Source organism: Streptomyces sp. NPDC002577 (assembly GCF_053594815.1).
The window spans coordinates 45,428-72,180 of the sequence record NZ_JBSFWK010000015.1; the positions used below are offsets into that span (position 1 = coordinate 45,428).

General features: G+C 71.6%; 25 protein-coding genes and 1 tRNA gene. 14 read left to right on the forward strand and 12 right to left on the reverse strand.

Annotation, left to right across the window (positions count from 1 at the left end):
- Genes otsB through ACWD4J_RS20840 form a run of 3 tightly spaced genes read right to left on the reverse strand, consistent with a single transcriptional unit; the run spans position 1 to position 2,441 of the window.
- The gene (gene otsB / locus ACWD4J_RS20830; protein ID WP_451396878.1) at positions 1-852 is read right to left on the reverse strand and encodes a trehalose-phosphatase; all 852 of its coding nucleotides are present in this window, start codon (positions 850-852) and stop codon (positions 1-3) included.
- 41 nt (positions 853-893) lie between these two features.
- Positions 894-1,151 carry a DUF3263 domain-containing protein gene (locus ACWD4J_RS20835; RefSeq protein WP_451396879.1) on the reverse strand — a complete coding sequence of 86 codons (258 nt, stop codon included), beginning with the start codon at positions 1,149-1,151 and terminating at the stop codon, positions 894-896.
- Between the two features lie 48 nt (positions 1,152-1,199).
- Positions 1,200-2,441, reverse strand: coding sequence for an ABC transporter substrate-binding protein (locus ACWD4J_RS20840; protein ID WP_451396880.1), 1,242 nt, complete (start codon positions 2,439-2,441; stop codon positions 1,200-1,202).
- A 287-nt stretch (positions 2,442-2,728) separates the two neighbouring features.
- Between ACWD4J_RS20840 and ACWD4J_RS20845 the strand changes: the two genes are divergently transcribed.
- From ACWD4J_RS20845 to ACWD4J_RS20855, 3 genes are all read left to right on the forward strand, one after another.
- Positions 2,729-3,700 carry an ROK family protein gene (locus ACWD4J_RS20845; RefSeq protein WP_451396881.1) on the forward strand — a complete coding sequence of 324 codons (972 nt, stop codon included), beginning with the start codon at positions 2,729-2,731 and terminating at the stop codon, positions 3,698-3,700.
- Complete coding sequence (gene nagA / locus ACWD4J_RS20850; protein WP_451396882.1) at positions 3,700-4,845, forward strand: N-acetylglucosamine-6-phosphate deacetylase; 1,146 nt, start codon at positions 3,700-3,702, stop codon at positions 4,843-4,845. Before ACWD4J_RS20845 ends, nagA begins: the two co-directional genes overlap by 1 nt.
- A 288-nt stretch (positions 4,846-5,133) precedes the next feature.
- The gene (locus ACWD4J_RS20855) at positions 5,134-6,063 is read left to right on the forward strand and encodes a 1-phosphofructokinase family hexose kinase (RefSeq protein ID WP_451396883.1); all 930 of its coding nucleotides are present in this window, start codon (positions 5,134-5,136) and stop codon (positions 6,061-6,063) included.
- 101 nt (positions 6,064-6,164) lie between these two features.
- Here the strand turns inward: ACWD4J_RS20855 and ACWD4J_RS20860 are convergent, their stop codons facing one another.
- Both ACWD4J_RS20860 and cdgB read right to left on the reverse strand, forming a co-directional pair.
- The gene (locus tag ACWD4J_RS20860; protein WP_451396884.1) at positions 6,165-7,148 is read right to left on the reverse strand and encodes a carbohydrate-binding protein; all 984 of its coding nucleotides are present in this window, start codon (positions 7,146-7,148) and stop codon (positions 6,165-6,167) included.
- A 107-nt stretch (positions 7,149-7,255) separates the two neighbouring features.
- Positions 7,256-9,001: a diguanylate cyclase CdgB gene (cdgB, locus tag ACWD4J_RS20865; RefSeq protein WP_451396885.1), complete on the reverse strand. Its 1,746-nt coding sequence runs from the start codon at positions 8,999-9,001 to the stop codon at positions 7,256-7,258.
- Positions 9,002-9,477: 476 nt separating this feature from the next.
- Here cdgB and ACWD4J_RS20870 point away from each other — a divergent pair, with 476 nt between their 5' ends.
- Positions 9,478-9,987 (forward strand): flavin reductase family protein, encoded by a 510-nt coding sequence (locus ACWD4J_RS20870; RefSeq protein ID WP_451396886.1) that lies wholly within the window; start codon positions 9,478-9,480, stop codon positions 9,985-9,987.
- A gap of 29 nt (positions 9,988-10,016) precedes the next feature.
- Here the strand turns inward: ACWD4J_RS20870 and arfB are convergent, their stop codons facing one another.
- On the reverse strand, positions 10,017-10,445 hold the full coding sequence (arfB, locus tag ACWD4J_RS20875; RefSeq protein ID WP_451396887.1) for an alternative ribosome rescue aminoacyl-tRNA hydrolase ArfB: 429 nt from the start codon (positions 10,443-10,445) through the stop codon (positions 10,017-10,019).
- Positions 10,446-10,646: 201 nt separating this feature from the next.
- Between arfB and ACWD4J_RS20880 the strand changes: the two genes are divergently transcribed.
- Together ACWD4J_RS20880 and ACWD4J_RS20885 are read left to right on the forward strand one after the other, a co-directional pair.
- Entirely contained in the window at positions 10,647-11,222 is a 576-nt protein-coding gene (locus tag ACWD4J_RS20880) for a TerD family protein (protein ID WP_451396888.1), read from the forward strand.
- Between the two features lie 114 nt (positions 11,223-11,336).
- Positions 11,337-11,846: a GNAT family N-acetyltransferase gene (locus ACWD4J_RS20885; RefSeq protein ID WP_451396889.1), complete on the forward strand. Its 510-nt coding sequence runs from the start codon at positions 11,337-11,339 to the stop codon at positions 11,844-11,846.
- Between the two features lie 15 nt (positions 11,847-11,861).
- Here the strand turns inward: ACWD4J_RS20885 and ACWD4J_RS20890 are convergent, their stop codons facing one another.
- Positions 11,862-13,289 (reverse strand): M1 family metallopeptidase, encoded by a 1,428-nt coding sequence (locus tag ACWD4J_RS20890; RefSeq protein WP_451396991.1) that lies wholly within the window; start codon positions 13,287-13,289, stop codon positions 11,862-11,864.
- A 183-nt stretch (positions 13,290-13,472) separates the two neighbouring features.
- On the opposite strand from ACWD4J_RS20890, the gene ACWD4J_RS20895 reads away from it, so the two are divergent.
- On the forward strand, positions 13,473-13,970 hold the full coding sequence (locus tag ACWD4J_RS20895) for a hypothetical protein (protein ID WP_451396992.1): 498 nt from the start codon (positions 13,473-13,475) through the stop codon (positions 13,968-13,970).
- 81 nt (positions 13,971-14,051) lie between these two features.
- Here ACWD4J_RS20895 and ACWD4J_RS20900 read toward each other — a convergent pair whose 3' ends face one another.
- Positions 14,052-14,765 carry a pentapeptide repeat-containing protein gene (locus ACWD4J_RS20900; RefSeq protein WP_451396890.1) on the reverse strand — a complete coding sequence of 238 codons (714 nt, stop codon included), beginning with the start codon at positions 14,763-14,765 and terminating at the stop codon, positions 14,052-14,054.
- A gap of 168 nt (positions 14,766-14,933) precedes the next feature.
- Here ACWD4J_RS20900 and ACWD4J_RS20905 point away from each other — a divergent pair, with 168 nt between their 5' ends.
- The 3 genes from ACWD4J_RS20905 (at position 14,934) to ACWD4J_RS20915 (ending at position 18,814) form a co-directional block, all read left to right on the forward strand.
- Positions 14,934-16,139 (forward strand): NAD(P)-binding protein, encoded by a 1,206-nt coding sequence (locus ACWD4J_RS20905; protein ID WP_451396891.1) that lies wholly within the window; start codon positions 14,934-14,936, stop codon positions 16,137-16,139.
- An 89-nt stretch (positions 16,140-16,228) separates the two neighbouring features.
- Positions 16,229-17,233, forward strand: coding sequence for a zinc-binding dehydrogenase (locus ACWD4J_RS20910; RefSeq protein ID WP_451396892.1), 1,005 nt, complete (start codon positions 16,229-16,231; stop codon positions 17,231-17,233).
- Positions 17,234-17,317: 84 nt separating this feature from the next.
- Positions 17,318-18,814, forward strand: coding sequence for an MFS transporter (locus tag ACWD4J_RS20915; protein ID WP_451396893.1), 1,497 nt, complete (start codon positions 17,318-17,320; stop codon positions 18,812-18,814).
- Between the two features lie 43 nt (positions 18,815-18,857).
- Here the strand turns inward: ACWD4J_RS20915 and ACWD4J_RS20920 are convergent, their stop codons facing one another.
- Both ACWD4J_RS20920 and ACWD4J_RS20925 read right to left on the reverse strand, forming a co-directional pair.
- Positions 18,858-19,343, reverse strand: a complete 486-nt coding sequence (locus ACWD4J_RS20920) for an N-acetyltransferase family protein (RefSeq protein ID WP_451396894.1) — start codon at positions 19,341-19,343, stop codon at positions 18,858-18,860.
- Positions 19,344-19,352: 9 nt separating this feature from the next.
- Complete coding sequence (locus ACWD4J_RS20925) at positions 19,353-20,243, reverse strand: aminoglycoside phosphotransferase family protein (protein WP_451396895.1); 891 nt, start codon at positions 20,241-20,243, stop codon at positions 19,353-19,355.
- Between the two features lie 93 nt (positions 20,244-20,336).
- On the opposite strand from ACWD4J_RS20925, the gene ACWD4J_RS20930 reads away from it, so the two are divergent.
- The gene (locus ACWD4J_RS20930) at positions 20,337-21,728 is read left to right on the forward strand and encodes an NAD(P)/FAD-dependent oxidoreductase (protein WP_451396896.1); all 1,392 of its coding nucleotides are present in this window, start codon (positions 20,337-20,339) and stop codon (positions 21,726-21,728) included.
- Between the two features lie 65 nt (positions 21,729-21,793).
- Here ACWD4J_RS20930 and ACWD4J_RS20935 read toward each other — a convergent pair.
- Positions 21,794-21,870, reverse strand: a tRNA-Thr gene (locus ACWD4J_RS20935).
- Positions 21,871-22,087: 217 nt separating this feature from the next.
- Here ACWD4J_RS20935 and ACWD4J_RS20940 point away from each other — a divergent pair.
- The 3 genes from ACWD4J_RS20940 (at position 22,088) to ACWD4J_RS20950 (ending at position 24,693) form a co-directional block, all read left to right on the forward strand.
- Positions 22,088-23,224, forward strand: coding sequence for an ABC transporter ATP-binding protein (locus ACWD4J_RS20940; RefSeq protein ID WP_451396897.1), 1,137 nt, complete (start codon positions 22,088-22,090; stop codon positions 23,222-23,224).
- A 215-nt stretch (positions 23,225-23,439) separates the two neighbouring features.
- Entirely contained in the window at positions 23,440-23,883 is a 444-nt protein-coding gene (locus ACWD4J_RS20945) for a hypothetical protein (protein WP_451396898.1), read from the forward strand.
- Positions 23,884-23,958: 75 nt separating this feature from the next.
- Positions 23,959-24,693: a nucleotidyltransferase family protein gene (locus ACWD4J_RS20950; protein WP_451396899.1), complete on the forward strand. Its 735-nt coding sequence runs from the start codon at positions 23,959-23,961 to the stop codon at positions 24,691-24,693.
- 144 nt (positions 24,694-24,837) lie between these two features.
- Here the strand turns inward: ACWD4J_RS20950 and ACWD4J_RS20955 are convergent, their stop codons facing one another.
- Positions 24,838-26,673 (reverse strand): TQO small subunit DoxD, encoded by a 1,836-nt coding sequence (locus ACWD4J_RS20955; protein ID WP_451396900.1) that lies wholly within the window; start codon positions 26,671-26,673, stop codon positions 24,838-24,840.
- Positions 26,674-26,753: the final 80 nt, after the last annotated feature.

Sequence of the window (26,753 nt, forward strand, 5' to 3'; positions counted from 1 at the left end):
TCAACCCAAGCGGGCAGCCAGCGCCGCCAGGAACCGTGCCACCCCCGCCGGCCCGTCCACCACGACATCGGCCCGTCCCGCCAGCTCGGGCACCTCGGCGCTGCCGCTGCACACGAGCAACCCCGGCACGCCCTCTTCCCGAAGCTTCTCCACGGCGGCGAACGCGGGAAGATCCCCGAGATCGTCCCCGCAGTACAGGACGGCCCCGGCCCCCACCTCCCGTACGTACTCGGTGAGCGCCATGCCCTTGTCCATGCCGGGCGGCCGCAGCTCGAGGACGAGGCGCCCCGGCTCGACGATGAGCCCGTGCCGGCCGGCGAGTTCGGCGAGCGGCGCGCGCAGCATTTCGAGGGTGGCCTCGGGGTCCTCGGCGCGCCGGGTGTGGACGGCGATGGCGCGGCCCTTGTCCTCGATCCAGGTGCCGCGCGAGGCGCCGAGGGCTTCCAGGAGGCCGGGCAGTTCGGTACGGACGGCCGCCACGCCGGGCGGCGGAGGGGGCGCCTGCACGGTGCGGGTGACGGCGTCCCAGCGCTCGGCGCCGTAGTGCCCCAGCGCGACGAGGTGGTCGAGGCCCGGCGCGTCGGCGAACCCTCCGTAGCGGACGGCGAGATCGGCCGGGCGGCCGGTGATCACCGCCACGGAACGCACCTTCGGCGCGAGGGCCGACATGGCCGGGACGGCGTCCGGGTGGGCGCGCGCCTGTTCGGGGTCGGGCACGATCGGGGCGAGCGTCCCGTCGAAGTCGACCCCGATCACGGCCTGCTCGGGGTGGGCGAGGATCGCCTCGAGTCCGCGGCGGCCGGCGTCGTTGCGGGGAGTCGGCAAGGAGTCCTGCTGGCTGTGGCTGCCCATGCGTCGACCCTATCCAGCAAGGGCCCCGGCCATCCCCCGCGTCACCGTTCCGTACGCCGGGATTCGCGTATGCGGCGGAGGCGGTTCACCGTGACCGGGTCGTGGGCGAGGGCGCGGGGGTCGTCGAGGAGGGCGTTGAGCAGCTGGTAGTAGCGGACCGGGACCATGCCGAGCTGCTCCCTTATCGCGCGCTCCTTCGCGCCGGGCGCGGGCCAGGAGCGGCGCTCCAGCGCCAGCACGGCGCGCTGCCGCTCGGTCAGCCCGCCCCGCGCGCCGTCGTCCCTGTGCTCGCTCTCCACGTCTGGCACCGTACCGCCCGCCGCCGACAGGGCCAGGGGCCCGTCGGCCTAGCTCGCGTTCTCCGCCGCCGCCGCCTGCCGCTGGAGCTGGCCGAGGATCGACGCCGGGTTGCCGTTCTTGGAGACGGCCTTGCCTATCTGCCGTTTGACGTCGGCGCTGACATCGGCCCAAGAGGTCTTGTCGACGGGGTAGAGCTCCGAGTCCGGCAGTTCCTCCAGGAATCCGGCGAGTTGCCGGTCGTCCTTGTCCTCGGACATCGCGTCGGACGCGGACGTGGTGACGGGCAGCAGGTCGTACTCGTGGGAGAAGGCGAGCACGTTCTTCTCGGAGTAGACGAAGTCGAGGAACGTGCCGATCTGCTTGGCGTGGCCGTTCTGCTTGAAGGCCATCATCCAGTCGGCGACGCCCATGGTGGCCTTGGACTGGCCGTCGATCCCGGGCAGCGGCACCATGCCGAAGTTCACGCCCTTCTTGGCGGCCATCTTCATCAGCGTGGGGTGGCCGTTGAGCATGCCGACATCGCCGCGCGTGAAGGCCGCGAAGGCCTGGGCGCGGTTGAGCTCACCGGGCGGGGTGGGGCCGGTGAGGCCCTCGCCGACGAGGTCGTCCCGCAGCCAGTCGAAGGTCCGGACGTTCTCGCTCGAGTCGATGTCGTACGCGCCGACGCTGTCGGTGTAGTTCGAACCGCCGCTCAGCAGCCACATCATCGTCTCGGCCTGGGCCTCCTCCGGGCCGAGGGGCAGGGCGTAAGGGATCTTCACGCCACGGGACTTGAGCACGCGGGCGTCGGCCTGCAGTTCGGCCCAGGTCTTGGGCGGGGTGAGGCCCGCGTCCTTGAACAGCGTCTTGTTGTAGAACAGGAGCCGGGTGGAGGCGGCGAAGGGCAGGCCGTACTGGATGCGGTTCACCTCTCCGGCATCGCTGAGCTGCTGCAGGAAGTCGGCCTCGACGGGTATGGAGAGCAGCTCGTCGACGCTGTAGAGCTTGCCGGCCGCGGCGTAGTCGGCGTAGGAGCCGATCTGCGCCATGTCGGGCGCCTTGCCCCCCGCGACCATGTCCTTGACCTTGCGGTCGACGTCGTTCCAGGAGTAGACGCTGACCTTGACCTTGATGTCCGGGTTCTTGGCCTCGAACGCCTTGACGAGCTTGTCCCAGTAGTTCTGGGAGCTGTTCGCCGCCGAGTCGCCGTAGTCGGCGGCGACGAGCGTGAGCGTAACGTCACTGCTGCCCTCGGACGCGCCGCAGGCCGCTAGCGACGCCGTCATGCCCAGTGCGGCCACCGCCGCCATCAGACCCCTCGAGCGTCGCTGCACAGTCGTTTCCCACCCTTGTGATCCATGTTGTTCCAGTCGTGCCTTGTGACACCTGTGAAAGCTTTTCATGAACGAGTGTCCCGACTGGCTGAGGGTAAGGTCTACACCAATGTGGTGGCGCTCCGGAAGGGCTGAATCCGGAGAAACCGCTCTCCACGGCACACTCGCACAAGCCCCTCATTCGCATACGACGCCCCGTCAGGTGGACTAGACCCACGCAACTGGACTAGACCTTTCATGGTCTACGCGCGAGACTGTTCACCGTGAGACACGTCATCGCCCTCGATGTGGGCGGCACCGGGATGAAAGCCGCCCTCATCGGGGTGGACGGGGCGGTCCTGCACCGGACGCGCCGGGCGACCGGCCGCGAACGCGGCGCCGACGCCGTCGTCGAGACGATCCTCCGCTTCGCCGCCGAGCTGAGCGCCCACGGCGAGGAGCACTTCGGCGAGCCCGCCGCGGCCGCGGGCGTCGCCGTCCCCGGCATCGTCGACTCCGAGCGGGGCGTCGCGGCGTACGCCGCCAACCTCGGGTGGCGCGACGTGCCCCTGCGCGACCTGCTCAGCGCGCGGCTCGGCGGGGTGCCCGTCGCACTCGGCCACGACGTACGCACGGGCGGGCTCGCGGAGGGGCGGATCGGTGCGGGCAAGGGCGCCGACCGGTTCCTCTTCGTCGCGCTCGGCACCGGTATCGCCGGCGCGATCGGGATCGACGGCGTCGTCGAGGCGGGCGCCCACGGCTTCGCGGGCGAGATCGGCCACATCGTCGTACGCCCCGGCGGCACCCCGTGCCCCTGCGGGCAGCACGGCTGTCTGGAGCGGCTGGCCTCGGCATCCGCCGTGGGACAGGCGTGGGCTGAGGCCTGCGGCGACCCGGACGCGGACGCCGCGGACTGTGCGAAGGCCCTGGAATCCGGCGACCCCAGGGCCGCCGCTGTCTGGCAGGACGCCGTCGACGCGCTCGCCGACGGGCTCGTCACCGCGCTCACCCTTCTGGACCCGCGCACCCTGATCATCGGTGGCGGTCTCGCGGCGGCCGGGGAAACGTTGTTCACGCCCCTGCGGGCCGCCGTCGAGCAGCGCGTCACGTTCCAGAAGCTGCCCTCCATCGTCCCGGCCGCCCTCGGAGAAAGCGCCGGATGCCTGGGCGCCGGCCTGCTCGCCCGGGATCTGCTCGACACCACCGCGACCGACCAGTCGCCGACCCCTACGCCCCCTTCGGAGGTAACCACCTGATGGCCATTAGGAATGTCCTCGCCGGTGCCCGGGTGGTGCTGCCCACGGGGATCGTGGACGGCGGCCGCGTGGTCGTCGACGGCACGCGCATCGCAGCAGAGGCGCCCGAGGACGCCCCCGCCCTCGATCTGACAGGCCACTGGCTGGTCCCGGGCTTCGTCGACATCCACAGCCACGGCGGAGGCGGCGCCTCCTTCACCAATGGCACGGTCGAGGAGATCCTCCAAGGCGTCCGCACGCACCGCGAGCACGGCACGACCACGCTCGTCGCCTCCACCGTCACCGGCGAGACGGACTTCCTGACGCAGCGTGCCGGGCTGCTGTCGGAGCTGGCAGAGCAGGGCGACATCGCCGGCATCCACTTCGAGGGCCCGTTCATCTCCCCGTGCCGCAAGGGCGCGCACTCCGAGGCGCTGCTGCGCGACCCGGAGCCGGCCGAGGTCGGCAAGCTGATCGACGCGGCGCGCGGGCAGGCCCGGATGGTCACGCTCGCCCCCGAACTGCCGGGCGGCATCGACTCCGTACGGATGCTGGCCGAGCAGGGCGTGATCGCGGCCGTCGGGCACACGGACGCGACGTACGAGAAGACGGTCGAGGCCATCGACGCAGGTGCCACCGTCGCCACGCACCTGTTCAACGCGATGCCCACCCTCGGCCATCGCGCGCCCGGCCCGATCGCCGCGCTCCTCGAGGACGAGCGGATCACCGTCGAGTTGATCAACGACGGCACGCATCTGCATCCGGCCGCGCTGGAGCTGGCGTTCCACCGGGCGGGCGCCGCTCGGGTCGCCTTCATCACGGACGCGATGGACGCGGCCGGGTTCGGCGACGGGACGTACCTGCTGGGGCCGCTGGAGGTCGAGGTGCGGGAGGGTGTCGCGCGGCTCGTCCAGGGCGGTTCGATCGCGGGCTCGACCCTGACCCTCGACCGGGCGTTCAAGCGCGCGGTGACCATCGACCGGCTGCCGGTCGAGGACATCGTGCAGGCCATCTCAGCGGTCCCGGCGAAGCTGCTCGGCGTCCATGACCGGGTCGGCTCGCTGGAGCCCGGCAAGGACGCGGACCTGGTGGTCCTCGACGCGGACTTCGAGCTCAAGGGCGTGATGCGCAAGGGCTCCTGGGTGGTGGAACCCCGGCTGGGCTGACGCGGCGCCCCATGGCCTCACGGTGTCCCCGCGCCGGGAGGCTGTCGCACGGCGACCTGTTCGACAGGTGTCAGCCAGTTCAACGCATAACGAACTCACGGCGGTTGGCCCGGCACTCTGGGCCAACCGCCGTCGCTTTGGCATGATCGTGCGCGGCAGGCGGCAAGCGCATTCTGCAAGCCGGCAAGCCGGTTCCACCGTTCTCCACGCACGTCACGGTTCGTCAGGCATGTTGTTCCACGGCTCTTCAGCCATGTTGTTCCACGTCACTTCGCGGGGGAGGCCCAGGTGATCCTCACGGTCACGCTGAACACCGCCCTCGACATCACCTACCGCGTCCCGTCCCTGCGCCCCCATGCCTCACACCATGTCACCGAGGTGACCGAACGGCCGGGCGGCAAGGGCCTGAACGTGGCACGCGTGCTGGCGGCCCTGGGGCATCCCGTGGCAGTCACCGGCTTCGCGGGCGGCGGCACGGGCCGCGCCCTGCAGGAGGCGCTGACCGGCGTCCCGGGCATCACCGACGCGCTCGTACCGGTCTCCGGCGCCACCCGACGTACCGTGGCCGTCGTCGACGCCACGACGGGTGACACGACTCAGCTCAACGAGCCGGGACCGGTCATAGCCCCCGCCGAGTGGAGCGCCTTCCTGGAGGTGTACGAGGACCTGCTGCGGTCCTCGTCGGCCGTGGCCCTGTGCGGCAGTCTGCCGCCCGGGGTGCCCGTCGGCGCGTACGCCCACCTCGTCCGCACCGCCCGTGCCGCCTCCGTACCCGTCCTGCTGGACACCAGCGGGGAACCGCTGCGCCGCGGCATCGCGGCCCGCCCCGACTTCGTCAAGCCCAACGCCGACGAGCTCGCCGAACTCACCGGCTCCCACGAGCCGTTGCAGGCCACCCGGGACGCGCGGCGCCGCGGGGCGCGCGCCGTCGTCGCCTCGCTGGGCGTCGGCGGGCTGCTCGCGATGGCCCCGGAGGGCCACTGGCACGCCACCCCGCCCGCGAAGGTCATGGGCAATCCGACGGGCGCCGGGGACTCGGCGGTCGCCGGTCTGCTGTCGGGCCTCGTCGAGCACCTTCCGTGGCCGGACCGGCTGGCCCGGGCGGCGGCCCTGTCCGCGGCGACGGTACGGGCGCCGGTGGCGGGCGAGTTCGACCGCGCGGCCTACGAGGAGCTGCTGCCGCGGGTCGCGGTCACGGAACGGGCGACGGCGGCCTGAGACCACCGAGCAGGCCCCGGCGCGGAGGGCCTGAAACCACCGAGCGGGCGCCGGCCTGAGGCCCGCGCCCGCTCGAACCGCTCCCGCCGGGGGCCGGTGCCCTACTTCTTGACCTGCCCGGCCTTCAGCCACACCCGGTCGAGCAGGGCGTTGCACTGGTCGCCGTCCTGGCACGAGATGGTGAGCGTGTTGGTGCCCTTGGTGAGGCTGGGATACGCGAAGGTCTGCGTCCAGCCCTTCGCCCAGTCGTCCTTGGCGGCGCCCGCGAAGTTGCCCATGTTGAGCTTGGAGCCGAACTCCTTGCCGTTGACGATGAGCGTCATCTTCGCGTCCTCGCCGGCGACGCTGTAGCCCACGAAGAGCGTGTACACGCCGTTCTTGGGGATGCCGTTGACCGTCCAGGTGACCTGGGCACCGACCTGGTTGAGCCCCGTCACGTACACGCCGCCGCCGGCGTCGGCGCCCTCGACGTCGGAGGCCGTGGACACGCCGGTCCCCAGCTGCAGCGCCTTGGCGTCCGCAGCCGGCAGCTCTGCCGGGTCGTCGGCTTCCCCGGTCGCGGACTGGCTGGGCTCGGCCGACTTTGTCGCCGTCGGCGTCGATGCCGCCTGGTTGTCCCCGCTGTTATCGGAGTCGTCGCCGTTGAACACCGCGACGCCGATGCCGATGACGACGGCGGCGACCACCGCGACTGCGCCTATCAGCAGGCCCCGGGTGTTGGGGCCGCGCCCCCGGCCGCCGTGGCCGGAGTGGTCCGGCGCCGGCTGGTACTGCGTGGTGGGCGCACCGCCGGGCAGCGTCTCGGGCGCCGCGTAGTGGGCGTTCTGCTGGCCGTGCGACGACTGCTGCGGGACCTGCCCGTAGGGGGCCTGCTGCGTCTGCTGCCCGTAGCCCTGCGGTGCCTGCTGCCCGTACTGCCGCTCGCCGACCGGGCGGACCTGGTTGTACGAGGAGCGGGAACCCGGGTACCCGTAGCCGCCGCCACCGGTCGGCGGGGTGGCCCCGGACGCCTGACCGTCGGCGTAGAGGTAGCCGAACGGGTCGTCGTCCTCGGGCGTGCTCGCGCCGTTGTTGCCGGGCGTCATCCCTTGGTCACTCCTCACCACATGCAAGACAGCGGACCTTGCGAGCCTACCCGCTCCCAGGCGCGCACAAGGGTGGCCTACGCCTCACCACCGCGCTGACCTGCGGTTCAACCGGCACGACGATGTTGTTTGGGACGAGACCGTTTCTCGTCGTACATCCGCTCGTCGGCTGATTTCAAGACTTCGTCCGTGGACATGCCGCACTGTGCCCATCCGATGCCGAAACTGGCACCGACCCGCACCGCCCGGCCGTCCACCCGGATCGGCGGGATGATCGCGTTCCGCAGCCGCACCGCGAGGTCCTGCGCGTCGGCCGGGCCCAGCCCGTCGGCGAGCACCACGAACTCGTCGCCGCCGAGCCGCGCCACCGTGTCCCCGTCCCGGACGCCGCTGGTCAGGCGCCGTGCGACCTCGATCAGCACCGCGTCGCCCGTGTGGTGCCCGAACCGGTCGTTGATCGACTTGAAGCCGTCGAGGTCGCAGAAGAGGACGGCGAGCCCCTTCGTCCCGTCGTCCACGCCGACCGGCGCGACGGCGTGCACATGGTGGTCGTACGGTCCGAAGGCCCGGTCGGCCGGGTCGGAGGCGTGCCCGTAGTCGGAGCCGTGCCCGTAGTCGAAGCCGTGCGCGTCCGCCTCGTACCCGGTGTCGTACCCACTCTCGTACGTCATCTCGTACGTCATCTCGTACGCGCCGTCACCGGGGCCCGCTCCGGGCCCGCCGAACGCCGCGTCGAGCGCGGCCACCGAGCTGGGGGCGACATGCTGGGGGCGGCTGCACAGCCGGGCGCTGAGCCGGGTGCGCAGCTCGGCGCTGTTGGGCAGGCCGGTGAGCGAGTCATGGCTGGCCCGGTGGGCCAGCTGCAGCTCGCGGCGCTTGCGCTCCTCGATGTCCTCGACGTGGGTGAGCAGGAAGCGCGGCCCGTCGGCGGCGTCCGCGACGACGGAGTTGCGCAGGGACACCCAGACATACGTGCCGTCGCGCCGGACGAACCGCAGCTCCGCCCGCCCGCCCTCGGCGGAGGTGCGCAGCAGGGTGCCGATGTCCTCGGGGTGGACCAGATCGGAGAAGGAGTAGCGGCGCAGGGCGGAGGCGGGACGCCCGAGCAGCCGGCACAGCGCGTCGTTGGTCCGCAGGATGCGTCCGTGCTGGTCACCGCCCATCTCGGCGATGGCCATGCCGCTCGGCGCGTACTCGAAGGCCTGCCGGAATGATTCCTCGCTGGCGCGCAGGGCCTGCTGCTCGCGCTCGAGGCGGACCAGGGCGCGCTGCATGTTTGCGCGCAGCCGGGCGTTGCTGATTGCAATGGCGGCATGGAACGCGTACATCTGCAGCGCCTCGCGCCCCCATGCGCCGGGGCGGCGGCCGTTGCGCGGGCGGTCCACGGAGAGCACTCCGAGCAGTTCCCCGCCGGCGCCGCCCGTCGCGTACATGGGCGCGAAGAGGCGGTCGCGGGGGTGCCACTCGTCGTCGAAGCGGGGCTCGGGACCGTCGGTGAGCCACTGGGGCACGTCGTCGTCGTCGAGCACCCAGCCCTCGGTGTACGGAATGAACCGGAGGTCGTCCCAGGCCTCGCCCATGGAGAGGCGGCGCTCCCAGGAGGTGCGCGAGCCGACGCGGCCGGTCATGAGCGCGTCGGCGGCGGCGTTTCCCGCGAAGGCGGCCACGACGAGATCGCCGTCCGGGCGCACGAGGTTGACGGCGGCGAGCTCGTATCCGAGGCCGTTCACGACGCCGTCGGCGACGGTCTGCAGTGTGTCGGCCAGGCTGCGCGCCGTGTTCATGTCCGCCATCACCCGATGCAGCTGCCGCAGGGTCGCAAGACGGACGTACGGCTCCGACTCGGTCTCCATGCTCGCTCTCCCCGAGACCTCGACAGCAACTCCAGTAGTGTCATCGGCGTACTTCTTGCAGCGTCCTCCCGCCACTGAATCACAGTGAGCTGTCCACTCGGTACACAGGGTCAACAAATAATGCCTCCTGTGACTCAAGTCACAGGAGGTGGAGACCAATGGCGACAGCGCGTCGGGCTCGACGCGAGGGGCCGAGAAGTGTTAGTGAACGCAAATCGCGAGCGCCGGTCGGCCGTGCGCGCCGTCACTGCCGGCGGCCGGTGCACCCGGACGCGGTCGGCCGCAGTGTCGGCCTTCGGTCCTAGTCCTCGCTTGCGACCCTGGTCCGATGTGGGGGCCGTGGCCCACGATTAGCGTTCAGCAATGTGCTGAACACTCCTTCCCTCCACTCCGCCCCGCCCGTGCCCTCGGCACCCGCTGCGCCCTCCGCCCCGCCCCTCCCGCACCTCCCCCATGACGGCGGGCATGCTGAGGGGGTGAGTGAGGACGAGTTCCGCGCCGCCATGTCCCGGCTGGCCTCGGGTGTGGTGCTGGTGACCGCGCACGAACCGGCGCTCGACCCGGAGGGGCCCCGCGGCGACGACGTCGGCATGACGGCCACGGCCTTCATGTCGGTGTCCCTGGATCCGCCGCTCGTCCTGATCAGCCTGCGCGAGGGCTCCCGCATGGACGACCTGCTCGCCGAACAGCCGCTGTGGGCGGTCTCGATCCTCTCCGAGAGCCAGCGGCACATCGCGGGCCGCTTCGCCATGAAGGGCCGCGTCAGCGACCGCCTGCTGTTCGAGGGCATCCCGTATGTACGCGGCGAGGCGTCCGGCGCCCTGCTGGTGGGCGGGGCGCTCGCCAACCTGGAGTGCCGCACCGAACAGCGCGTACCGGCAGGCGACCACACGCTGGTCATCGGCCGCGTCCTGACCGCGACCGCACCGAGCGCGGACGGGGGGCCGCTGACGTATTTCCGGGGGCGCTACCGGCAGTTGGGGTGAGGGCGCCCGCCCGCCTTTGCGGCGGTCGGCTAACCCCAGTCCCGTCCGGAGCGCCCCTGCTTGGTCTCGCCGCGGCGCTTCTTCTCCCGGAGCCGCCGCTCGTTGATGCCGCGGGGGATACGGGTGGGCCGCCGCGGCTTGGGCGGCGGAGCCGTCGCCTCCGCGAGCAGCGCCGCGAGCCGCACGGCCGCGGCCTCCCGGTTGCGCCACTGCGACCGGTGCTCCGAGGCCCGTACGGAGAGCACCCCGTCGACGAGCCGGCCGGCCAGCCGCTCCAGGGCCCGCTCCTTCCACACCGGCGGCAGGGACTCCGTCCCCGCGAGGTCGAAGCGCAGTTCCACCTGCGAGTCACTGGTGTTGACGTGCTGCCCGCCCGGCCCGGACGACCGCGAGAAACGCCACATCAGCTCGGCCTCGGGCAGGAGGACCGAACCGCGGATGGGATAGGGACCGGACATGAGTTCCATGGTCCCGCGCGCATCCGCCTCCCGTCACCCGTTTTTCCGAGGCCCGCTACTCCACCCGGGCGCCCCGGGTAAAGAAAGTAAAGAGACGTGGAACCTCCTGGTCCCCCCGCGACGTTCATACGGGTGACGGTAGCTTCGTCCCCAGTACGAAGCCCGCATTGAGGAACGAACAGAACCAGGAAGGGACTTCCCATGGCTGTAAGCCTGTCCAAGGGCGGCAACGTCTCGCTGACCAAGGAGGCACCGGGCCTGACCGCCGTCACGGTGGGCCTCGGCTGGGACGTCCGGACCACCACCGGCACCGACTTCGACCTCGACGCGTCGGCGATCGCGGTGAACCAGCAGGGCAAGGTCTACTCGGACTCCCACTTCGTCTTCTTCAACAACAAGCAGACGCCGGACCAGACCATCGTCCACACCGGCGACAACCGCACGGGCGAGGGCGCGGGCGACGACGAGGCGATCAACGTCAACCTGGCAGGCCTCCCGGCCGACATCGACAAGATCGTCTTCCCGGTCTCCATCTACGACGCCGAGTCCCGCAGCCAGAACTTCGGCCAGGTCCGCAACGCGTACATCCGCATCATCAACCAGGCCGGCGGCAGCGAGATCGCCCGCTACGACCTCAGCGAGGACGCGGCCACGGAGACGGCGATGGTCTTCGGCGAGCTGTACCGCAACGGCGCCGAGTGGAAGTTCCGCGCGGTCGGCCAGGGCTATGCCTCGGGCCTCGTGGGCATCGCCCAGGACTTCGGCGTCAACGTCTGACATCCGGCTTCGACGTCTGGCACCGGCCTTCCGGCCGATGCATTGCCGGCCTCCTGTTCGAGGCGAACGGTCCGGTGAGAGGTCCGAAAGGCGTCGGCGGATAGCCTGCGCCGCATGATCCTCGAACCACTCGCGCCGGCCGGCCGCGACATGCCCGGCGAGCTCCTCACCGAGCTCGCCGGGCTCTACGCGTCCAACCGGGAGTTCTTCGCGCTGAGCGGCGACTTCCCCGATCCGGACGACATCCGGCCCGAGCAGGTGGCGGCCGCGCTGGCCGAGGAGCTGGCCCACCCCGATGCCGAGGTGCTGCTCGCCCGCAGCGAGGGGCGGCTCGTCGGGATCGCGATCACGCTCGCGCACCATCCCGACCCCGCCGACCCGGATCCCTGGATCGGCCTGCTGATGGTGGACTCCGCCCGGCACCGCGGGGGTTACGGACGCCGGCTCGCGGCGCTCGTGGAAGAACGCTTCCGGCAGTCGGGCCGCACGGCCGTACGCCTCGCCGTCCTCGACAACAATCCAGGCGGACTCCGCTTCTGGACGGCACTCGGATACGACGCCATCGACCACCGCAAGGACCTGCAACTGGGCCGCCCCTGCGCCGTGCTGCGCAAGACGCTGTGACGGAGGGCGTGCTGCTCAGGCGTGGTCCGGTTTTCCCTTTCCGTACAGCCAGTCGTCCCAGATCTCGGTGAAGTCCTTGCCGGGCGCCTTCTTCTCCACATACGCCGTGAAGTCGGCGGTGTCCGCGTTGCCGTGGCGGTGCTCGGCCGCCCAGCCCTTGAGGATGTCGCGGAAAGCGTCGTCGCCCACCGTCTGCCGGATCTTGTGGAGGACCATGGCGCCACGCAGATAGACCGTGTCGTCGAAGACGTCCGCGGCAGTCGGCGGATCGGCGGGGGAGAAGGACCAGATGGCGTCGGCATGGTCCACGCCGGGGTCGCCCCGGTAGAGGGCGTCGAACCTCTTCTGCGCGCTCTCGCCGCCGTGGTCCTCCTCCCACAGCCACTCGGCGTAGGTCGCGAAGCCCTCGTTCAGCCACATGTCCCGCCAGGACTTCGGCGTCACCGAGTTCCCGTACCACATGTGGGCCAGCTCGTGGACGAGGAGATCGGTGCCCGGGGCGCCGGGGAAGACGGGACGGGTCTGGGTCTCCAGGGCGTAGTCCGCGTCATCGGGCCGCTCGATGATCACTCCGGACGCGGAGAAGGGATAAGGGCCGAAGTTCCGCTCCTCCCACTCCAGGACGCCGGGGAGCTCGGCCAGGGGCTTCTTGCTCTTGTCGGCCTGGGTCGGGTCGACGGCGGTGAGGACGGGCAGTTCCTTGGCGCTCTTGCCGTTCCCGCCGCTGCCGTCGGCCTTCGTCTCGTACCGGCTCACGTCGAACGTGCCGATGGCCAGCGTCGCGACATAGCTCGCCATCGGCTCAGGGGTGTGCCAGGTGAAGGTGGTCCGGCCGTTCTGGGTCCGCTCGCGCCTCAACTCGCCGTTGGACACGGCCTGCAGACCCTTGGGGACGGTGACCTGAACGTCGTACGTCGCCTTGTCGGACGGGTGGTGGTTGCCGGGGAACCACGCCATGGACCCGGTCGGCTCGCCCAGCGCCAGTGCGCCGTCCGCGGTGTTCAGCCAGCCTTCGCGGGAGCCGTCCGGGTCGGTGATGGTCACCGGGGTACCGGAGTAGCGGACGACGGCGCGGAACGTTTCGCCTTCGGTGAGCGTGTCTGCCGGCCGGACGGTCAGCTCCTGGCCGGCGCGCTGGAAGCGGGCACCGGTGCCGTCCACGCTGACGGACTCCACCCTCAGCCCCTTCAGGTCGAGGTTGAACGCACTGAGAACCTGTGTGGCGCGTGCGGTGATCTCCGTCTCGCCCGTGAGCCGGCGGGACCCGGGGTCGTAGTCGATCTTCAGGTCGTAGTGGGAGACGTCGTAGCCGCCGTTGCCCATTTTCGGGAAGTACGGGTCGTGCAGGCCGGCGGCGCCCGCGGTGCGCGCGGCGCCCGGGCCGCAGGCGCTCAGGACGAGGGCGAGGGCGGCCGCGAGCACGGGCCCGGCCGCGGTCGTCATGCGGGCCGTACGACGACATTCCACCTGGCGATCCTATGGGACTTTTGGGCGTCGGACGGCATTTGTCCTTGCGGCGGGCCCGGCGCCACGACGACGGCATGCGCGGACGCGTGAGCGATGAGATCTCCGCAGCTCAGGACTCCCACGGCATTCGCCCCCGCCACCCGTGACACCATCGCCTACGTGCTCGACATCGGCTACGCCCTCTCCAACCGTTTCCCCGACCCGCCGCAGACGGACTACCGCCGCGCGGACGTCCACGCCCTGCGCCACGACCTCTTCTGCGGCGACGTCTATCTCGCCGACACGAAGACGGACCAGGAGCTGTCCACAGCCTGGGGATGGGTGCCGGTGCTCGACTTCGCCTGGGCGCTGTGCGACATCATCGAGCAGCTCGACCGCGATCCGGCGGGCAGCCGCGCCGCCAGGCCGCAGTACGCCGAGCTCGACTTCACCGAATCGACCGACCGCATGCTCTTCGAGCGCCGCTTCGGCTGGGTCGACATCGAGGCCGACTGGCAGCCGGGCGACGAGCCGCCCCTGACGTTCTCCCACTCCGAACTGCGCCGCGAGGCCCGCGACTTCCTGCACGACCTGATCGCCGATCTGACGGACATGCACGAGGACCTCGCGGAGAACCCGGCGATCTGGACGCTCCAGGCCCGCTTCCCCCGCGTGTGAGCTGCTCACTCCCCCGCGTGCGGCAACTCGCTCCCCCGTCCGCTGTCCCGTTGTTCGCTTATTCGTCGTCCCGTTATTCGGTTATTCCTCGCCGGGAACCACCACCCGCACTCCGATCTGTGCCGCGAACGCCGGTGCCAGATCGAGCAGTTGGGCCGGGCTGATGACCGCCCCGGCCAAGCGGTCGACCCCCCGCGCGATGCCCAGCTCCGCTGCCGACCGCAGATCGACGTCGGTCATCGTCGCCGCGCTGAAGTCCGCTCCCTTCAGCGCACAGCCCCTGAACTCGACCCGCTCCAGCCGGGCACCACCGAAGTCCGGCTCGACCAGCACACACCCCTCGAAGACGACGTCCCTCAGCCGCGCCTTCCGCAGATTCAGATAGTCGATCTTCCCGCCCCGGACGAGCACCCGCTCCAGCACGCTTCCGTGCAGCTGCACACCGCCCAGCCGCGCGTCCGTCACCTCCACGTCCCGCAGCGTCGCCTCCGCGAGATCGGTGCCCACGCCCCGTATGCCCGACAGGACCGCGTCGATGAAGCGCGCACGGTGCAGCCGCGTCTCGTCCAGGCCGCAACCGGTCAGCGCGCAGTCCAGGAACCGGGCGCCCCCGCCGTCCTGGCCCGCGAGGTCCAGCTCACGGAACTCCATGCCGTCGTAGTCCCCGTCCGGCTCCAGCTCGCCGCCCGCGTACGGGACGAGCGGCGGCAGCCGCACCTCAGGTCGCCGGGCGCTCTTCACCACCGGCTTCACCACCGGGCCCACCCCTGCCTTCGCCACCGCTTTCCTCGCCATGTCCCCATGCTGCCCCCCGCCACTGACAACGGCCGCCGCCGCGACCACAGCCCGGCCCCGGACCCGGATGCGACGTCCGCTGACGGACCGGATGTCACATTCGCGGCCCCTCGACCCGTCCTAGAGGGAAACGGCAACGCCCACCGGAGCAGAGGGAGATCCCCAGCCATGCACCGCATCACCGTCGTCGGCGGCGGCTTCGCCGGACTCACCGCGGCCATCACCGCCGCCGAGGCAGGCGCCAAGGTGACCCTGTACGAGTCGCACCACACCCTCGGCGGCCGCGCCCGCACAGCCGAGGGCCCGTACCGGACGAACGCGGGACCACACGCCCTCTACAGCGGCGGCCCCCACTGGACCTGGCTGAAACAACGCGACCTCATCGGCCCGCTCGCTCCCGTCCCGCTCCTCGAAGGCTCCCGCCTGCGCCTGCACCTCGACGGCGCCCTCCGCCGCGTACCACCCCTGGCGCTGCTCAGGCTGGCCCGCCGCAGGCCCGAACACACGCCCGTGGACGCCGACTTCCTCACCTGGGCCACGGCGCAGGCCGGTGAGGCCGGCGCCCGTGCGGCCGCCAACTACACCGCCGTCGCGCTCTTCCACCACGACCCGGGCTCGCTCTCCGCCGCCTTCGTCCACGAGCGGCTGCGCCGTGCCGCCAAGCTGCCGCCCGAGGCGCACTATCCGCGCGGCGGCTGGGCGTCCGTCATCGACCGGATGGCGGCCCGCGCCTGGAACCTGGGCGTACGGATGGAGACGCTGGCGCGCGTCGACACGCTCCCGACCGACACCCCCGTCATCGTCGCGACCTCCCTCGACGCCGCCCGCCGGCTCCTCGGCGACTCCTCACTCACCTGGGACAGCGGCCGCACGGCCCTCATCGACCTGGCGGTACGCACCCGCCGCGGCGACGCCTTCGCCGTCTCCGATCTCGACGCGCCGGGCTGGATCGAACGGTTCACGGCCCAGGACCGCACCCTCGCCCCGCGCGGACAGCAACTCCTCCAGGGCCAGATCCCCATCTCACCGGCCGAGTCCAAGGCCGACGGGGTCGCCCGCGCCGAGCACCTGCTCGACCTGGGCTTCCCCGGCTGGCGCGAACGTGCCGTCTGGCGCCGCGAGTCCGTCGCACACGGCCGTACGGGAGCGGTCGACCGGCCCGGCACCACCTGGCGCGACCGGCCCGCCGTCGACCGCGGCGACGGCGTCTACCTCGCCGGTGACCAGGTCGCCGCACCCGGCGTGCTCTCCGAGGTCTCGTTCAACAGCGCGATCACGGCCGCCACGCTGGCCCTCACGGCAGGGCGCCGGGCCATGCCTTCCGCACGGCAACACACCCGCGTCACGCCCATCGACCTGAACCCCACCCATTGACCTCAACCGCGCTTGACGTTGAAGAGTTGGCGCGTGCCGGCACCCGGCACCGGAGGGAACACTCCGCGGCAGCGATCGAGGAGCCCGTCATGCACGCCGTCCGCCTGCACACCTTCGGCCCGGCCGAGAACCTCGCGTACGAGAAGACCGAGGACCCCGAGCCGGGCCCCGGCCAGGTGCGCATCGCCGTCGCGGCGGCCGGCGTACACCTGCTCGACACCGCGATCCGCGAGGGCCTCCAGGGCCCCCAGCCCGAGCTGCCCGCGCTGCCCACGATCCCCGGCCGCGAGGTCGCCGGCACGGTCGACGCGCTCGGCGACGGCGTGTCCGATGCCTGGCTCGGCAAGCACGTCGTCGCCCACCTCGGCTTCGCCCCCGGAGGCTACGCGGAGCTGGCCGTCACCGACGCCGCCCGGCTGCACGAGATCCCGGAGAACCTCGACTTCGCCCAGGCCGTCGCCATGATCGGCACGGGTCGTACGACGATGGGCATCCTGCAGTTCGCCGAGCTCGGCCCCGCCTCGGTCGCGATCGTCCCGGCCGCGGCGGGCGGCATCGGCACGCTGCTCGTGCAGTACGCGCGGCACGCGGGCGCCACCGTGATCGGCCTCGCGGGCGGGCCCGAGAAGGTCGCCCGGGTCCGTGCGGCGGGCGCCGACCTCGCCGTCGACTACACGGACCCCGGCTGGCCACAGCAGGTCCGCGCGTACCTCGGCGGCCGCACCGCGACGGTCGTCTTCGACGGCGTCGGCGGCGAAGCGGCCCGCGCGGCCGTCGGCCTGCTCGGCCCCGGCGGCAAGCACGTCGTCTTCGGCTGGTCGGGGCAGGGCCTGCGCGACGGGTCGCCGCTGACCTTCACCGCCGAGGAGCTGGCCGAGCGCCGGATCACATCGGAGGGGGTGCTGGGACCGGTGATGCTGCAGAAGGCGGGCGGCGACAACCCCGTACGCACCCTGGAGCTGCGCGCCCTCGCCGAGGCCGCGGCGGGCCGCCTCACCCCTGCCGTCACGCGCTTCCCGCTCGCGGCAGCGGCGGCCGCACACCGGGCACTGGAGTCCCGCGGCACGATCGGCAAGGTCGTACTGGAGCCGTGAGGCGGCGGCACCCGCCGCGCATCGCCGGCCTCCGGTCGCCGCCCGAAAAATGCGTCCGATCCAGATTCATGGTCTTCTGTTCCTGTGGCCGGCACCCGAACAGGTGAACCTGTCACCCCACCGGACCCCCACCGCTGGTGGGGCCTGGTCGTCATCGCACTCGCGCAGCTGATGGTCGTCCTCGACGCGACGATCGTGAACATCGCGCTCCCCTCCGCCCAGCGCGACCTGGGGATGTCGGACGGCAACCGCCAGTGGGTCGTCACCGCGTACACCGTCGCCTTCGGCGGACTGCTGCTGCTCGGCGGCCGCATCGCCGACCGGGTCGGCCGCAAACGCACCTTCGTCATCGGCCTGATCGGCTTCGCGGCCGCCTCCGCGCTCGGGGGCGCCGCCGTCAGCTCCGGCATGCTCTTCGGCGCCCGCGCCCTCCAGGGCTGCTTCGCCGCCGTACTCGCCCCGTCCGCCCTCTCCCTGGTCGCCACCTCCTTCACCGCCCCCAAGGAACGCGGAAGAGCCTTCGGGATCTACGGCGCCCTGGCCGGCAGCGGCTCCGCGATCGGACTGCTCCTCGGCGGACTGCTCACCGAGTACCTGAACTGGCGATGGTGCCTCTACGTCAACGTCCCCATCGCCGTCATCGCCGTCATCGGGGCCTGCGCCCTGCTCGGCGACCGGCCGGGCCACCGGGGCGTGCACCTCGACGTCCCCGGCGCCGTGATGGGCTGCGGCGGCCTCGTCTCCATCGTCTACGGCGTCGGCGAGGCCGAGTCGCACGGCTGGACCGACCCCCTCGTGCTGGGGCTCCTCACCGGCGGAGGCGCGCTGCTCGCCGCCTTCGCCTGGTGGCAGACCAGGGCCCCCAGCCCCCTTCTGCCGCCCCACGTCATCAAGGACCGCACCCGGGCCGGCTGCTTCCTGACCATGGCCCTCGCCGTCGCCGGGCTGTTCGGGATCTTCCTCTTCATGAGCTACTACCTGCAGGTCGTCCTCGGCTACTCGCCCGTCAGGACGGGCCTGGCCTTCCTCCCCCTGACCGCCGCGATCATCACCGGCTCGACCCAGATATCGGCCCGGCTGCTGCAGCGCACGCCGCCCCGCGCGCTCATGGTCCCGGGCATGGTGCTGGCCGCCTCCGGCACGCTCCTGCTCACCTCGCTCACCGTCGAGGCGCAGTACGCCACCCGCGTCCTGCCCGCCATGGTGCTGATGGGCCTCGGCATGGGCCTCACCTTCACGCCCGTGTTCGCCACCGCCACCGCCGGGGTCGCCCAGCAGGACGCCGGCGTCACCTCGGCGACCGTCAACACCGCACAGCAGGTCGGCGGCTCCATAGGCACCGCACTGCTCAACACGATCGCCACCACGAGCAGCACCGCCTACCTCGCCGCCCACCTGCACAGCCCCACGCAGCAGGCGCACATCACCCGCGAGGGCATCGTCCACGGCTACACCGTCGCCCTGTGGTGGTCCGCCGGCCTCATGCTGCTCGCCGGCCTGACCGCGGCCCTGATGGTCACGGCGAAGGCACCGCGACGCCGGGCGCCCACGGACTCACCGATACCCCAGTCGGTGGCCTGAGCCGGGCCCGTCAGCCGAGGGCGGCCCCGGGCCCCTCAGCTGCTCAGAGCTTCTCCGCCGCCCCGAGTCGCGCCAGCGCGTCGTCCGTCAGCCGGTACACCGTCCACTCGTCCTGCGGCAGCGCCCCCAACGCCCGGTAGAAGCCGATCGACGGCTCGTTCCAGTTCAGCACCGACCACTCCAGCCGCTCGTACCCGCGCTCCACGCAGATCCGCGCCAGCTCCGTCAGCAGCGCCTTGCCGTGCCCGCCACCGCGCCGGTCCGGACGTACGTACAGGTCCTCCAGGTAGATCCCGTGCACCCCCCGCCACGTCGAGAAGTTCAGGAACCACAGCGCGAAACCGGCCGGCTCCCCGGTCGCGTCGTCCTCCGCGATGTGTGCGAACGCCGCCGGGCGCTCGCCGAACAGCGCCTCGTGCAGCTGCTCCTCGGTGGCCCGCGCCTCGTCCAGCGCCTTCTCGTAGGCGGCGAGCTCGCGGATCATGGCGTGGATGACGGGGACGTCGGCGGGTACGGCGGTACGAATCATGACCGCAGGCTAACCGTGCCCGCCGCGCAGCCGCCGCCCGATTTCCAGGTGGTCCGGCGCCGGCGAGCGCCCGGCCTCGATGTCCCACAGCGCGTTCTGCAGCACCCGTCCCAGCGTCCAGGCCCGCGCCCGCGCCCGGTCGAGCCCCAGCACGTCCGTCATCGCGTCGAACCGCCACCGCACCTCGTCGGCGTCGAACCGGTTGTCCAGCGCGGGGAACAGCTCGAACCCCGGATCGCCCGCCAGCGGCTTCGGGTCGATGGCGAGCCACGGCTCCCGGTCGGCGGCGAGCACGTTGTCGTAGTGCAGATCCCAGTGCAGCAGCCGGTCACCGGGCTCGCCGGCCACCTCGCGCACCGCCGCCGCACAGTCCTCGAGGAGCCGCCGGTCGTCCGGGTCGGTCACCTCTCGTACGGCCCCGCCCACCCGTGCGAGCATCCGCTCCGCGATGTCCCCGAGCCGCCTCATCCCCTCCGGCGCCGAGGCCGCGGTCAGCCGCGCCAGCAACTCCGCGATGACCAGCACCGCCGCACGGGAATCCGGCACCGCCGTCAACATCCGGGCCGAGTCGAGCCGTTCGAGCAGCAGGGTGCCCGTGACATCGTCGTACTCCAGCAGCCGCACGGCCCCGTCGCCGCCCCACACCCGCAGCGCGACCGGCTCCCCCACGGTCTCCTCGTCCAGGTACTGCAGCTTGAGCACCGCCTGCGCACCGTCCGCGCCACACACCACCGGAAGCACCAGCGCGCACATCCCGTACATCACGGGACCGTCGGTCCTGAGCCCCCACCGCTCCAGGAACTCCGCCGCCCGCCCGGGCAGCACGTCGACGAACGCCTGCCCGTCCGCACCGTTGAACCTGGTCTGCGTGGCCACGAGCTCGTCCGGTACCTCGATCACACCCCGATCCTAGGGACGCACACCATCACCGGCCACGGCATATCCCCCACCCACTTGCCCTGCTCGACCCCGCAGGCGCTACCGTCCGCTCGCATGAACACCGTCAACGGCGGCATATCGTTCTGGTACGCCAGTGAAGGCCTCCCCACCCCACGTGAGCCCCTGCCCGGCGACGCAACCGCCGACGTCGTCATCGTGGGCGGCGGCTACACCGGACTGTGGACCGCCTACTACCTCAAAAAAGCGGCCCCTTTCCTGCGCATCACCATCCTTGAACAGAAGTTCTGCGGCTACGGCGCCTCCGGCCGCAACGGCGGCTGGCTCTACAACGGCGTCGCGGGCCGCGACCGGTACGCGAAACTCCACGGCCACGACGCCGCCGTACGCCTCCAACAGGCCATGAACGACACGGTCGCCGAGGTCATCCGCATCGCGGCCGAGGAGGACATCGACGCCGACATCCACCAGGGCGGCGTCCTCGAAGTCGCCTGCACCCCGGCCCAGTTGGCCCGCCTCAAGGCCTTCCACGCCACGGAGATCTCGTACGGGGAAAAGGACCGCGAGCTCTACGGCGCCCGCGACACCGCCGAACGCATCCGGGTCACCGGAGCCGCCGGCTCCACCTGGACCCCGCACGGCGCCCGCCTGCAGCCCGCCAAGCTCGTCAAGGGCCTCGCCGCCGCCGTCGAGTCGCTGGGCGTGACGATCCACGAGTCCACGCCCGTCACGGAGATCAAACCCAAGCACGCGGTCACGCCCTACGGCACCGTCCGCGCCCCCTACGTCCTGCGCTGCACCGAGGGCTTCACGGCCTCCCTCAAGGGCCACCGCCGCACCTGGCTCCCCATGAACTCCTCCATGATCGTGACCGAGCCCCTGCCCGACGACGCCTGGTCCGCGATCGGCTGGGACGGCCGCGAAACCCTCGGCGACATGGCCCACGCCTACCTGTACGCGCAGCGCACCGCCGACAACCGCATCGCGCTCGGCGGCCGCGGCGTCCCGTACCGCTACGGCTCCCGCACGGACAACGACGGCCGCACCCAGCCCGCCACGATCGACGTCCTGCGCGGGCTCCTCGTCCGGCTCTTCCCGCAGCTGGCCGGAGTGGGTGTGGACCACGCCTGGTCCGGCGTCCTCGGCGTCCCCCGGGACTGGTGCACGACCGTCACCCTCGACCGCTCCACCGGCCTGGGCTGGGCCGGCGGCTACGTCGGCTCCGGCGTCGCCACGGCCAACCTCGCCGCCCGCACCCTCCGCGACCTGGTCCAACAGGACTCCGGCCAGTCAGGACCCACCGACCTGACGACTCTCCCCTGGGTGAACCACAAGGTCCGCAAATGGGAGCCGGAGCCCCTGCGCTGGCTCGGCGTCCACGGGATGTATGCGACATACCGCGCCGCGGACCACCGCGAGCGCACCTCCCCGACCGCCGAGACAACCCGCCTGGCCCGCCTCGCGGATCGACTTTCGGGCCGCCACTGAGGGCCTCCAACCTCCCGGACGGACGACAAAGGCCCAGGTCACACACTGTGCGACCTGGGCCTCGGTGGAGCCCCCTGTCGGATTCGAACCGACGACCTACGCATTACAAGTGCGTTGCTCTGGCCAGCTGAGCTAAGGAGGCGTGCCCGTGCAGTGTACCCAGGTCACGGACCGGCCCCGTCGAAAATTTCGTCGAAGTTCACATGGCTCGAACTACTGACAGACCAGGTGAACGCCAGGTACCGTCTCGCTGCAGTTCACCCGCGTGGACTACACCACAACGGGACCACCCGTAGTGGCACACCACCTTTACAACGGATCGTCCGGCACGTTCCTGCCGGTGAAGGGGGCCCATCACCATGGCCACTGTCACGTTCGACAAGGCAACCCGGATCTACCCGGGTTCCGAGAAGCCCGCCGTCGACGCGCTCGACATCTCGATCGAGGACGGCGAGTTCCTCGTCCTCGTCGGCCCGTCCGGTTGCGGTAAGTCCACCTCCCTGCGCATGCTCGCGGGTCTCGAGGACGTCAACGGCGGCGCGATCCGCATCGGTGACCGCGACGTCACGCACCTGCCGCCGAAGGACCGGGACATCGCCATGGTGTTCCAGAACTACGCGCTCTACCCGCACATGACGGTCGCCGACAACATGGGCTTCGCGCTCAAGATCGCCGGTGTGCCGAAGGCGGAGATCCGCCAGAAGGTCGAGGAGGCCGCCAAGATCCTCGACCTGACCGAGTACCTGGGCCGCAAGCCCAAGGCCCTCTCCGGTGGTCAGCGGCAGCGTGTCGCGATGGGTCGCGCGATCGTGCGTGAGCCGCAGGTGTTCCTCATGGACGAGCCGCTGTCGAACCTCGACGCCAAGCTCCGTGTCTCGACCCGTACGCAGATCGCGTCGCTGCAGCGCCGCCTCGGCATCACCACCGTCTACGTCACCCACGACCAGGTCGAGGCCATGACGATGGGCGACCGCGTGGCCGTGCTGAAGGACGGCATCCTGCAGCAGGTCGCGTCGCCGCGTCACATGTACGACAAGCCGGCCAACCTCTTCGTCGCGGGCTTCATCGGCTCTCCCGCCATGAACCTCGTCGAGGTGCCGATCACCGACGGCGGTGTGAAGTTCGGCAACTCGGTCGTCCCGATCAACCGCGAGGCGCTGTCCGCCGCGGCCGACAAGGGCGACCGCACCGTGACGGTCGGTGTCCGCCCCGAGCACTTCGACGTGGTCGAGCTGAACGGCGGCGCCGCCAACGCTCTGTCGAAGGACTCCGCGGACGCCCCGGCCGGTCTGGCCGTGTCCGTCAACGTCGTCGAGGAGACCGGCGCCGACGCCTACGTCTACGGCACCGCCGAGGTCGGCGGCGAGGCGAAGGACCTGGTCATCCGCGTCAACAGCCGCCAGGTGCCCGAGAAGGGCTCCCAGCTGCACGTCGTGCCGCGTCCGGGTGAGTCCCACGTGTTCTCGACCTCGACCGGCGAGCGCCTCAGCGACTGACGCGCTTCCGCGCCACCACGCCTACGGGAGTCCCGCACCGTCCGGTGCGGGACTCCCGTCGTTCGTCGGCCGGCTTTCAGCGGTCACACAAATAGGTCACACAACGGGCATTTCGAGCCTGTACGTCAACACCCGCCGAGCAATTCCCGGTTCGCCGTCGCTCGACAGAGTGACCAAATGTCGCCAAATCACTACAGGCCGCTACTCTCACTCGCGTGACGCACTCCTCTAAGCCGTCGGCTCGGCGCGGCCCCGCCCGCCGAATCGGCCGTTCTCTCGCTCTCGTTCTTCCTGTCGTCCTGGTGCTCTCCGGGACCCTCGCGGTCACCCGCGTCAACTGGTCGGGCGGCGGCTCCTCGGACTCCGTGCTCACCGTCTCCGCCGAGGACGTGTCGACGCCGGCCAGGTCCCGTGCCCCGCAGGACGTCCTGCGCGACCGGCTCCTGTTCGAACTCCAGGAGAAGGACCCGGGCGTTGCCCTCACGGAGCTCCAGCAGGCGGTCAACGGCCGGCCGTCGCTGGCCCGGCACTGCATGTCCATCGCCCGCGCTCTCGGCCGCGCCGCCGTGCAGCGCTACGGAGCCTCTCGCGCCCAGTCGTTCGCCCGCCCGGTCTGCGACACGTCCTTCGCGTCCGGCGTCGCCTCCCAGCAGGGCTGACGGCGCCCCGAGCGACGCCCGGAGCGACGGAGCGGCCCGTCGGACCCGCGGGCGGACAGCACGTACAGTTCGGACATGACAGGTGATTCGAACGGGCTGATCCGCCCCACTCAAGCCGTCGTACTGGCCGGTGGCCAAGGCTCTCGGCTGCGTCCCTACACCGACGACCGGCCCAAGCCGATGGTCGAGATCCCCGGCACGGGAACGCCGATCATCGGCCACCAACTGGCCTGGCTCGCCGACGAGGGCGTCACCGACGCCGTCGTCTCCTGTGGCCATCTGGCCGAAGTGCTCCAGAAATGGCTGGAGTCCGCGGATCTTCCGCTCCGGGTCACCACGGTGGTGGAGAACGAACCACTCGGCCGCGGCGGCGGCCTCAAGTACGCCGCCGCCCACCTGCCCCACGCCGACCAGCCGTGGTACGCGACGAACGGCGACATCTGGACCCGTTTCTCGCTGCGCGACATGGCGGCCTTCCACGCCGAGCGCGACGCTGCGGCGACGCTCGCGCTGGCCCGCCCGCGCATCCCCTGGGGTGCCGTCGAGACGGACACCTTCGGGCACATCACGGACTTCGTCGAGGCCCCTCCGTCGCCGTATCTCATCAACGCCGGTGTGTACGTGTTCTCGGCGGAGTTCACCGAGCTGCTGCCGACGCGCGGCGACCACGAGCGCACCACGTTCCCGAGGCTGGCGCGCGAGAAGCGCCTGGCCGGTTTCCCGATTCCGCAGGGCGCGTACTGGCGGGCCATCGACACGGCGAAGGACCTGACGGAAGCGGCGAAGGAGCTCGCGGCACTGGGCCGTTGAGCCGCGCCCGCGAGGCCGGTCGGCAAGACGCAGTCGTGCGTACAGCGCGCGGGGCTCGGCACATCACCTGCGCCGAGCCCCGATTCTGTTGCGGTCAGTGCACGCGGAATCACAGGCGCCGGATCACCGGCGCCCCGCTCCGCCTCAGCCGAGGATCCCGCCCACGAACCCGCCGTCCGACCCTCCGTCGTCGCCGCCGCTGCCGCTGCCACCCGAGCCGGTGCCCCCGGAGCCGGTGCCTCCGGAGCCGCCGCCCGCGGCGCCGCCTGAGGAGGAGGGCCCCGAGGTGGTGGCCGGGGGCGCCTGCGGCGATGTCGCGCCCTGCGAGGCCTGTCCGGAGCCCTGGGTCTGGCTGGGCTGTCCGGCGCTGGTGCCCGCCGTCGCGCGGGGCGCCCCGGCCCCGGCGGACTGCGACGGGCCGGCCGCGGCCCCCTGGCTCTGGGTCGGCGATCCCGGGGCGGACGGGCTCCTGCTGCCGGCGCCGCGCTTGTCGTCCGGGCTCTGCGGAAGGGGTGAGCCGGGCAGTTCGTTGCGCGGGGGTTCGCCGGGGCCGGGCACGGTGACGCGCGAGGCGTCCCGCACCGCGCTGCCGAGCAGTGCGCCCACGAGGAGCGTGAATCCGACGGCGAGCGTCGTCATGAGGGCGCCGCGCCGCAGTACGCGGCGTCGCAGCTCCCAGAGCCCGGCGCGCGGTCCGAGCCTGCGCCAGGCCTCCGAGGCCAGGCGCCCGTCGACCGAGTAGACGGGGGCGCCCGCGATGACCAGCGGGGACCAGGCGGCGAGGTAGATGATGTCGGCGGCCTCGTAGACGGGCGAGGTCTTCCAACTGACGGCGAGGAGGAGCCCGGCGGCCAGCAGCGCCCCGGTCGCGGCGGCGAGCCGCTGCCAGAGACCGAGGACCGTGAGCACGCCCGCGATCACCTGGAGGAACGCCACGGACAGCCCGACGCCCACCGTGTGCTGCAGCGCGAAGTCGTGCAGCGGCTCGGCGACTCCCCCGGGGTGCAGGGAGTGGAGCCACCCGGCCATGGAACCGCGGCCGGTGCGGTCGAAGTAGACGGGGTCGCAGAGCTTGCCCATGCCCGCGTAGACGGACACGAATCCGAGGAGGATCCGCAGCGGGAGCAGTACGACGCCCAGGTTCATCCGGCGGCCGGGGTAGTACGCGTGCCGCACGCCCGCTGCGGCAGCAGCTGATGTCAGCGTGGCGCCGTGCCGCCGGGCTGCGCGCCCCTCGCCCTCGCCCGCGCTCTCCTCGTCGTATGCGTCGCCGTAGACGGCGGAGCCGTAGGGGCCGTACGCCTCGGAGTCGTAGGTGCCGTACGCACCGCTGCCGTAAGCGCCCTCGGCGCCGAACTCCCCGCCGGTGTAGAGGGGTTCTTCATAGGCGCTGCCGGCGCCGCGCAGCTGCGCGAGGAGCCGGATCTCGTCGGTGCCGGTGCCGGGGTGGGAGGGCCCGGTGGGGAGGGGGGTCTCGACCGTGTCGTCGTAGCGCGTTTGGTCGGTGAAGCCCGTGGAGCTGCCGTATCCGGCGTAACCGCTGTACGGGTCCTGGTCGTTGTAGCCGACGCGGCCCTGGCGGCGGTTGCCCTGACCGAGGTCGATGCGGGGGATGACCTGCGTGGCGCCGACGTCGTCCGTGCCGTAGCCGCTGTCCGGCAGGGTGCCCGCGCCGGCGTTGCGTACGGCCTGGAGGAGTCCGGTGGCGGCGTCGCCGGGCTCGGACTTCCCGGTCCAGACGAGCGGGGTGCGGCGTGCGCCCGGGACGCCTCGCGGCTCGGCGTGGGCGCTCAGGTGGCGTCCGATGCGTGGGGACTGGATGGGCCGCGTGGTGGGGAACTGCACGCGGAAGCTCGCGTGGTTGACGATGACCTGCGCAGGGTCGCACGGCACTTTCACCATGCTCAGCGCGGGAACGTCGTCGAACCCCGACGAGCGGTCCCCCGTGGGAGTGCGGGGTGTTCTGGTGTCCACACTCATCTAACCGAGTGACGTGTCCTTAGGACACTGCCTTGACTGCCCCGATCTGTCCGGACCGCGTCAAGATCGCCGGGCGCGCA

Excerpts from the sequence above, each read along its gene's own strand:
- ACWD4J_RS20910 (WP_451396892.1), top strand. The coding sequence starts at position 16,229 with ATGCACGCCGTCCGCCTGCACACCTTCGGCCCGGCCGAGAACCTCGCG.
- ACWD4J_RS20940 (WP_451396897.1), top strand. The coding sequence starts at position 22,088 with ATGGCCACTGTCACGTTCGACAAGGCAACCCGGATCTACCCGGGTTCC.
- ACWD4J_RS20840 (WP_451396880.1), bottom strand. The coding sequence starts at position 2,441 with ATGGCGGCGGTGGCCGCACTGGGCATGACGGCGTCGCTAGCGGCCTGC.
- ACWD4J_RS20880 (WP_451396888.1), top strand. The coding sequence starts at position 10,647 with ATGGCTGTAAGCCTGTCCAAGGGCGGCAACGTCTCGCTGACCAAGGAG.
- nagA (WP_451396882.1), top strand. The coding sequence starts at position 3,700 with ATGGCCATTAGGAATGTCCTCGCCGGTGCCCGGGTGGTGCTGCCCACG.
- ACWD4J_RS20890 (WP_451396991.1), bottom strand. The coding sequence starts at position 13,289 with ATGACGACCGCGGCCGGGCCCGTGCTCGCGGCCGCCCTCGCCCTCGTC.
- ACWD4J_RS20950 (WP_451396899.1), top strand. The coding sequence starts at position 23,959 with ATGACAGGTGATTCGAACGGGCTGATCCGCCCCACTCAAGCCGTCGTA.
- ACWD4J_RS20905 (WP_451396891.1), top strand. The coding sequence starts at position 14,934 with ATGCACCGCATCACCGTCGTCGGCGGCGGCTTCGCCGGACTCACCGCG.
- ACWD4J_RS20920 (WP_451396894.1), bottom strand. The coding sequence starts at position 19,343 with ATGATTCGTACCGCCGTACCCGCCGACGTCCCCGTCATCCACGCCATG.
- cdgB (WP_451396885.1), bottom strand. The coding sequence starts at position 9,001 with ATGGAGACCGAGTCGGAGCCGTACGTCCGTCTTGCGACCCTGCGGCAG.
- ACWD4J_RS20860 (WP_451396884.1), bottom strand. The coding sequence starts at position 7,148 with ATGACGCCCGGCAACAACGGCGCGAGCACGCCCGAGGACGACGACCCG.
- otsB (WP_451396878.1), bottom strand. The coding sequence starts at position 852 with ATGGGCAGCCACAGCCAGCAGGACTCCTTGCCGACTCCCCGCAACGAC.
- ACWD4J_RS20930 (WP_451396896.1), top strand. The coding sequence starts at position 20,337 with ATGAACACCGTCAACGGCGGCATATCGTTCTGGTACGCCAGTGAAGGC.
- ACWD4J_RS20900 (WP_451396890.1), bottom strand. The coding sequence starts at position 14,765 with ATGGCGAGGAAAGCGGTGGCGAAGGCAGGGGTGGGCCCGGTGGTGAAG.
- ACWD4J_RS20885 (WP_451396889.1), top strand. The coding sequence starts at position 11,337 with ATGATCCTCGAACCACTCGCGCCGGCCGGCCGCGACATGCCCGGCGAG.
- ACWD4J_RS20955 (WP_451396900.1), bottom strand. The coding sequence starts at position 26,673 with ATGAGTGTGGACACCAGAACACCCCGCACTCCCACGGGGGACCGCTCG.
- arfB (WP_451396887.1), bottom strand. The coding sequence starts at position 10,445 with ATGTCCGGTCCCTATCCCATCCGCGGTTCGGTCCTCCTGCCCGAGGCC.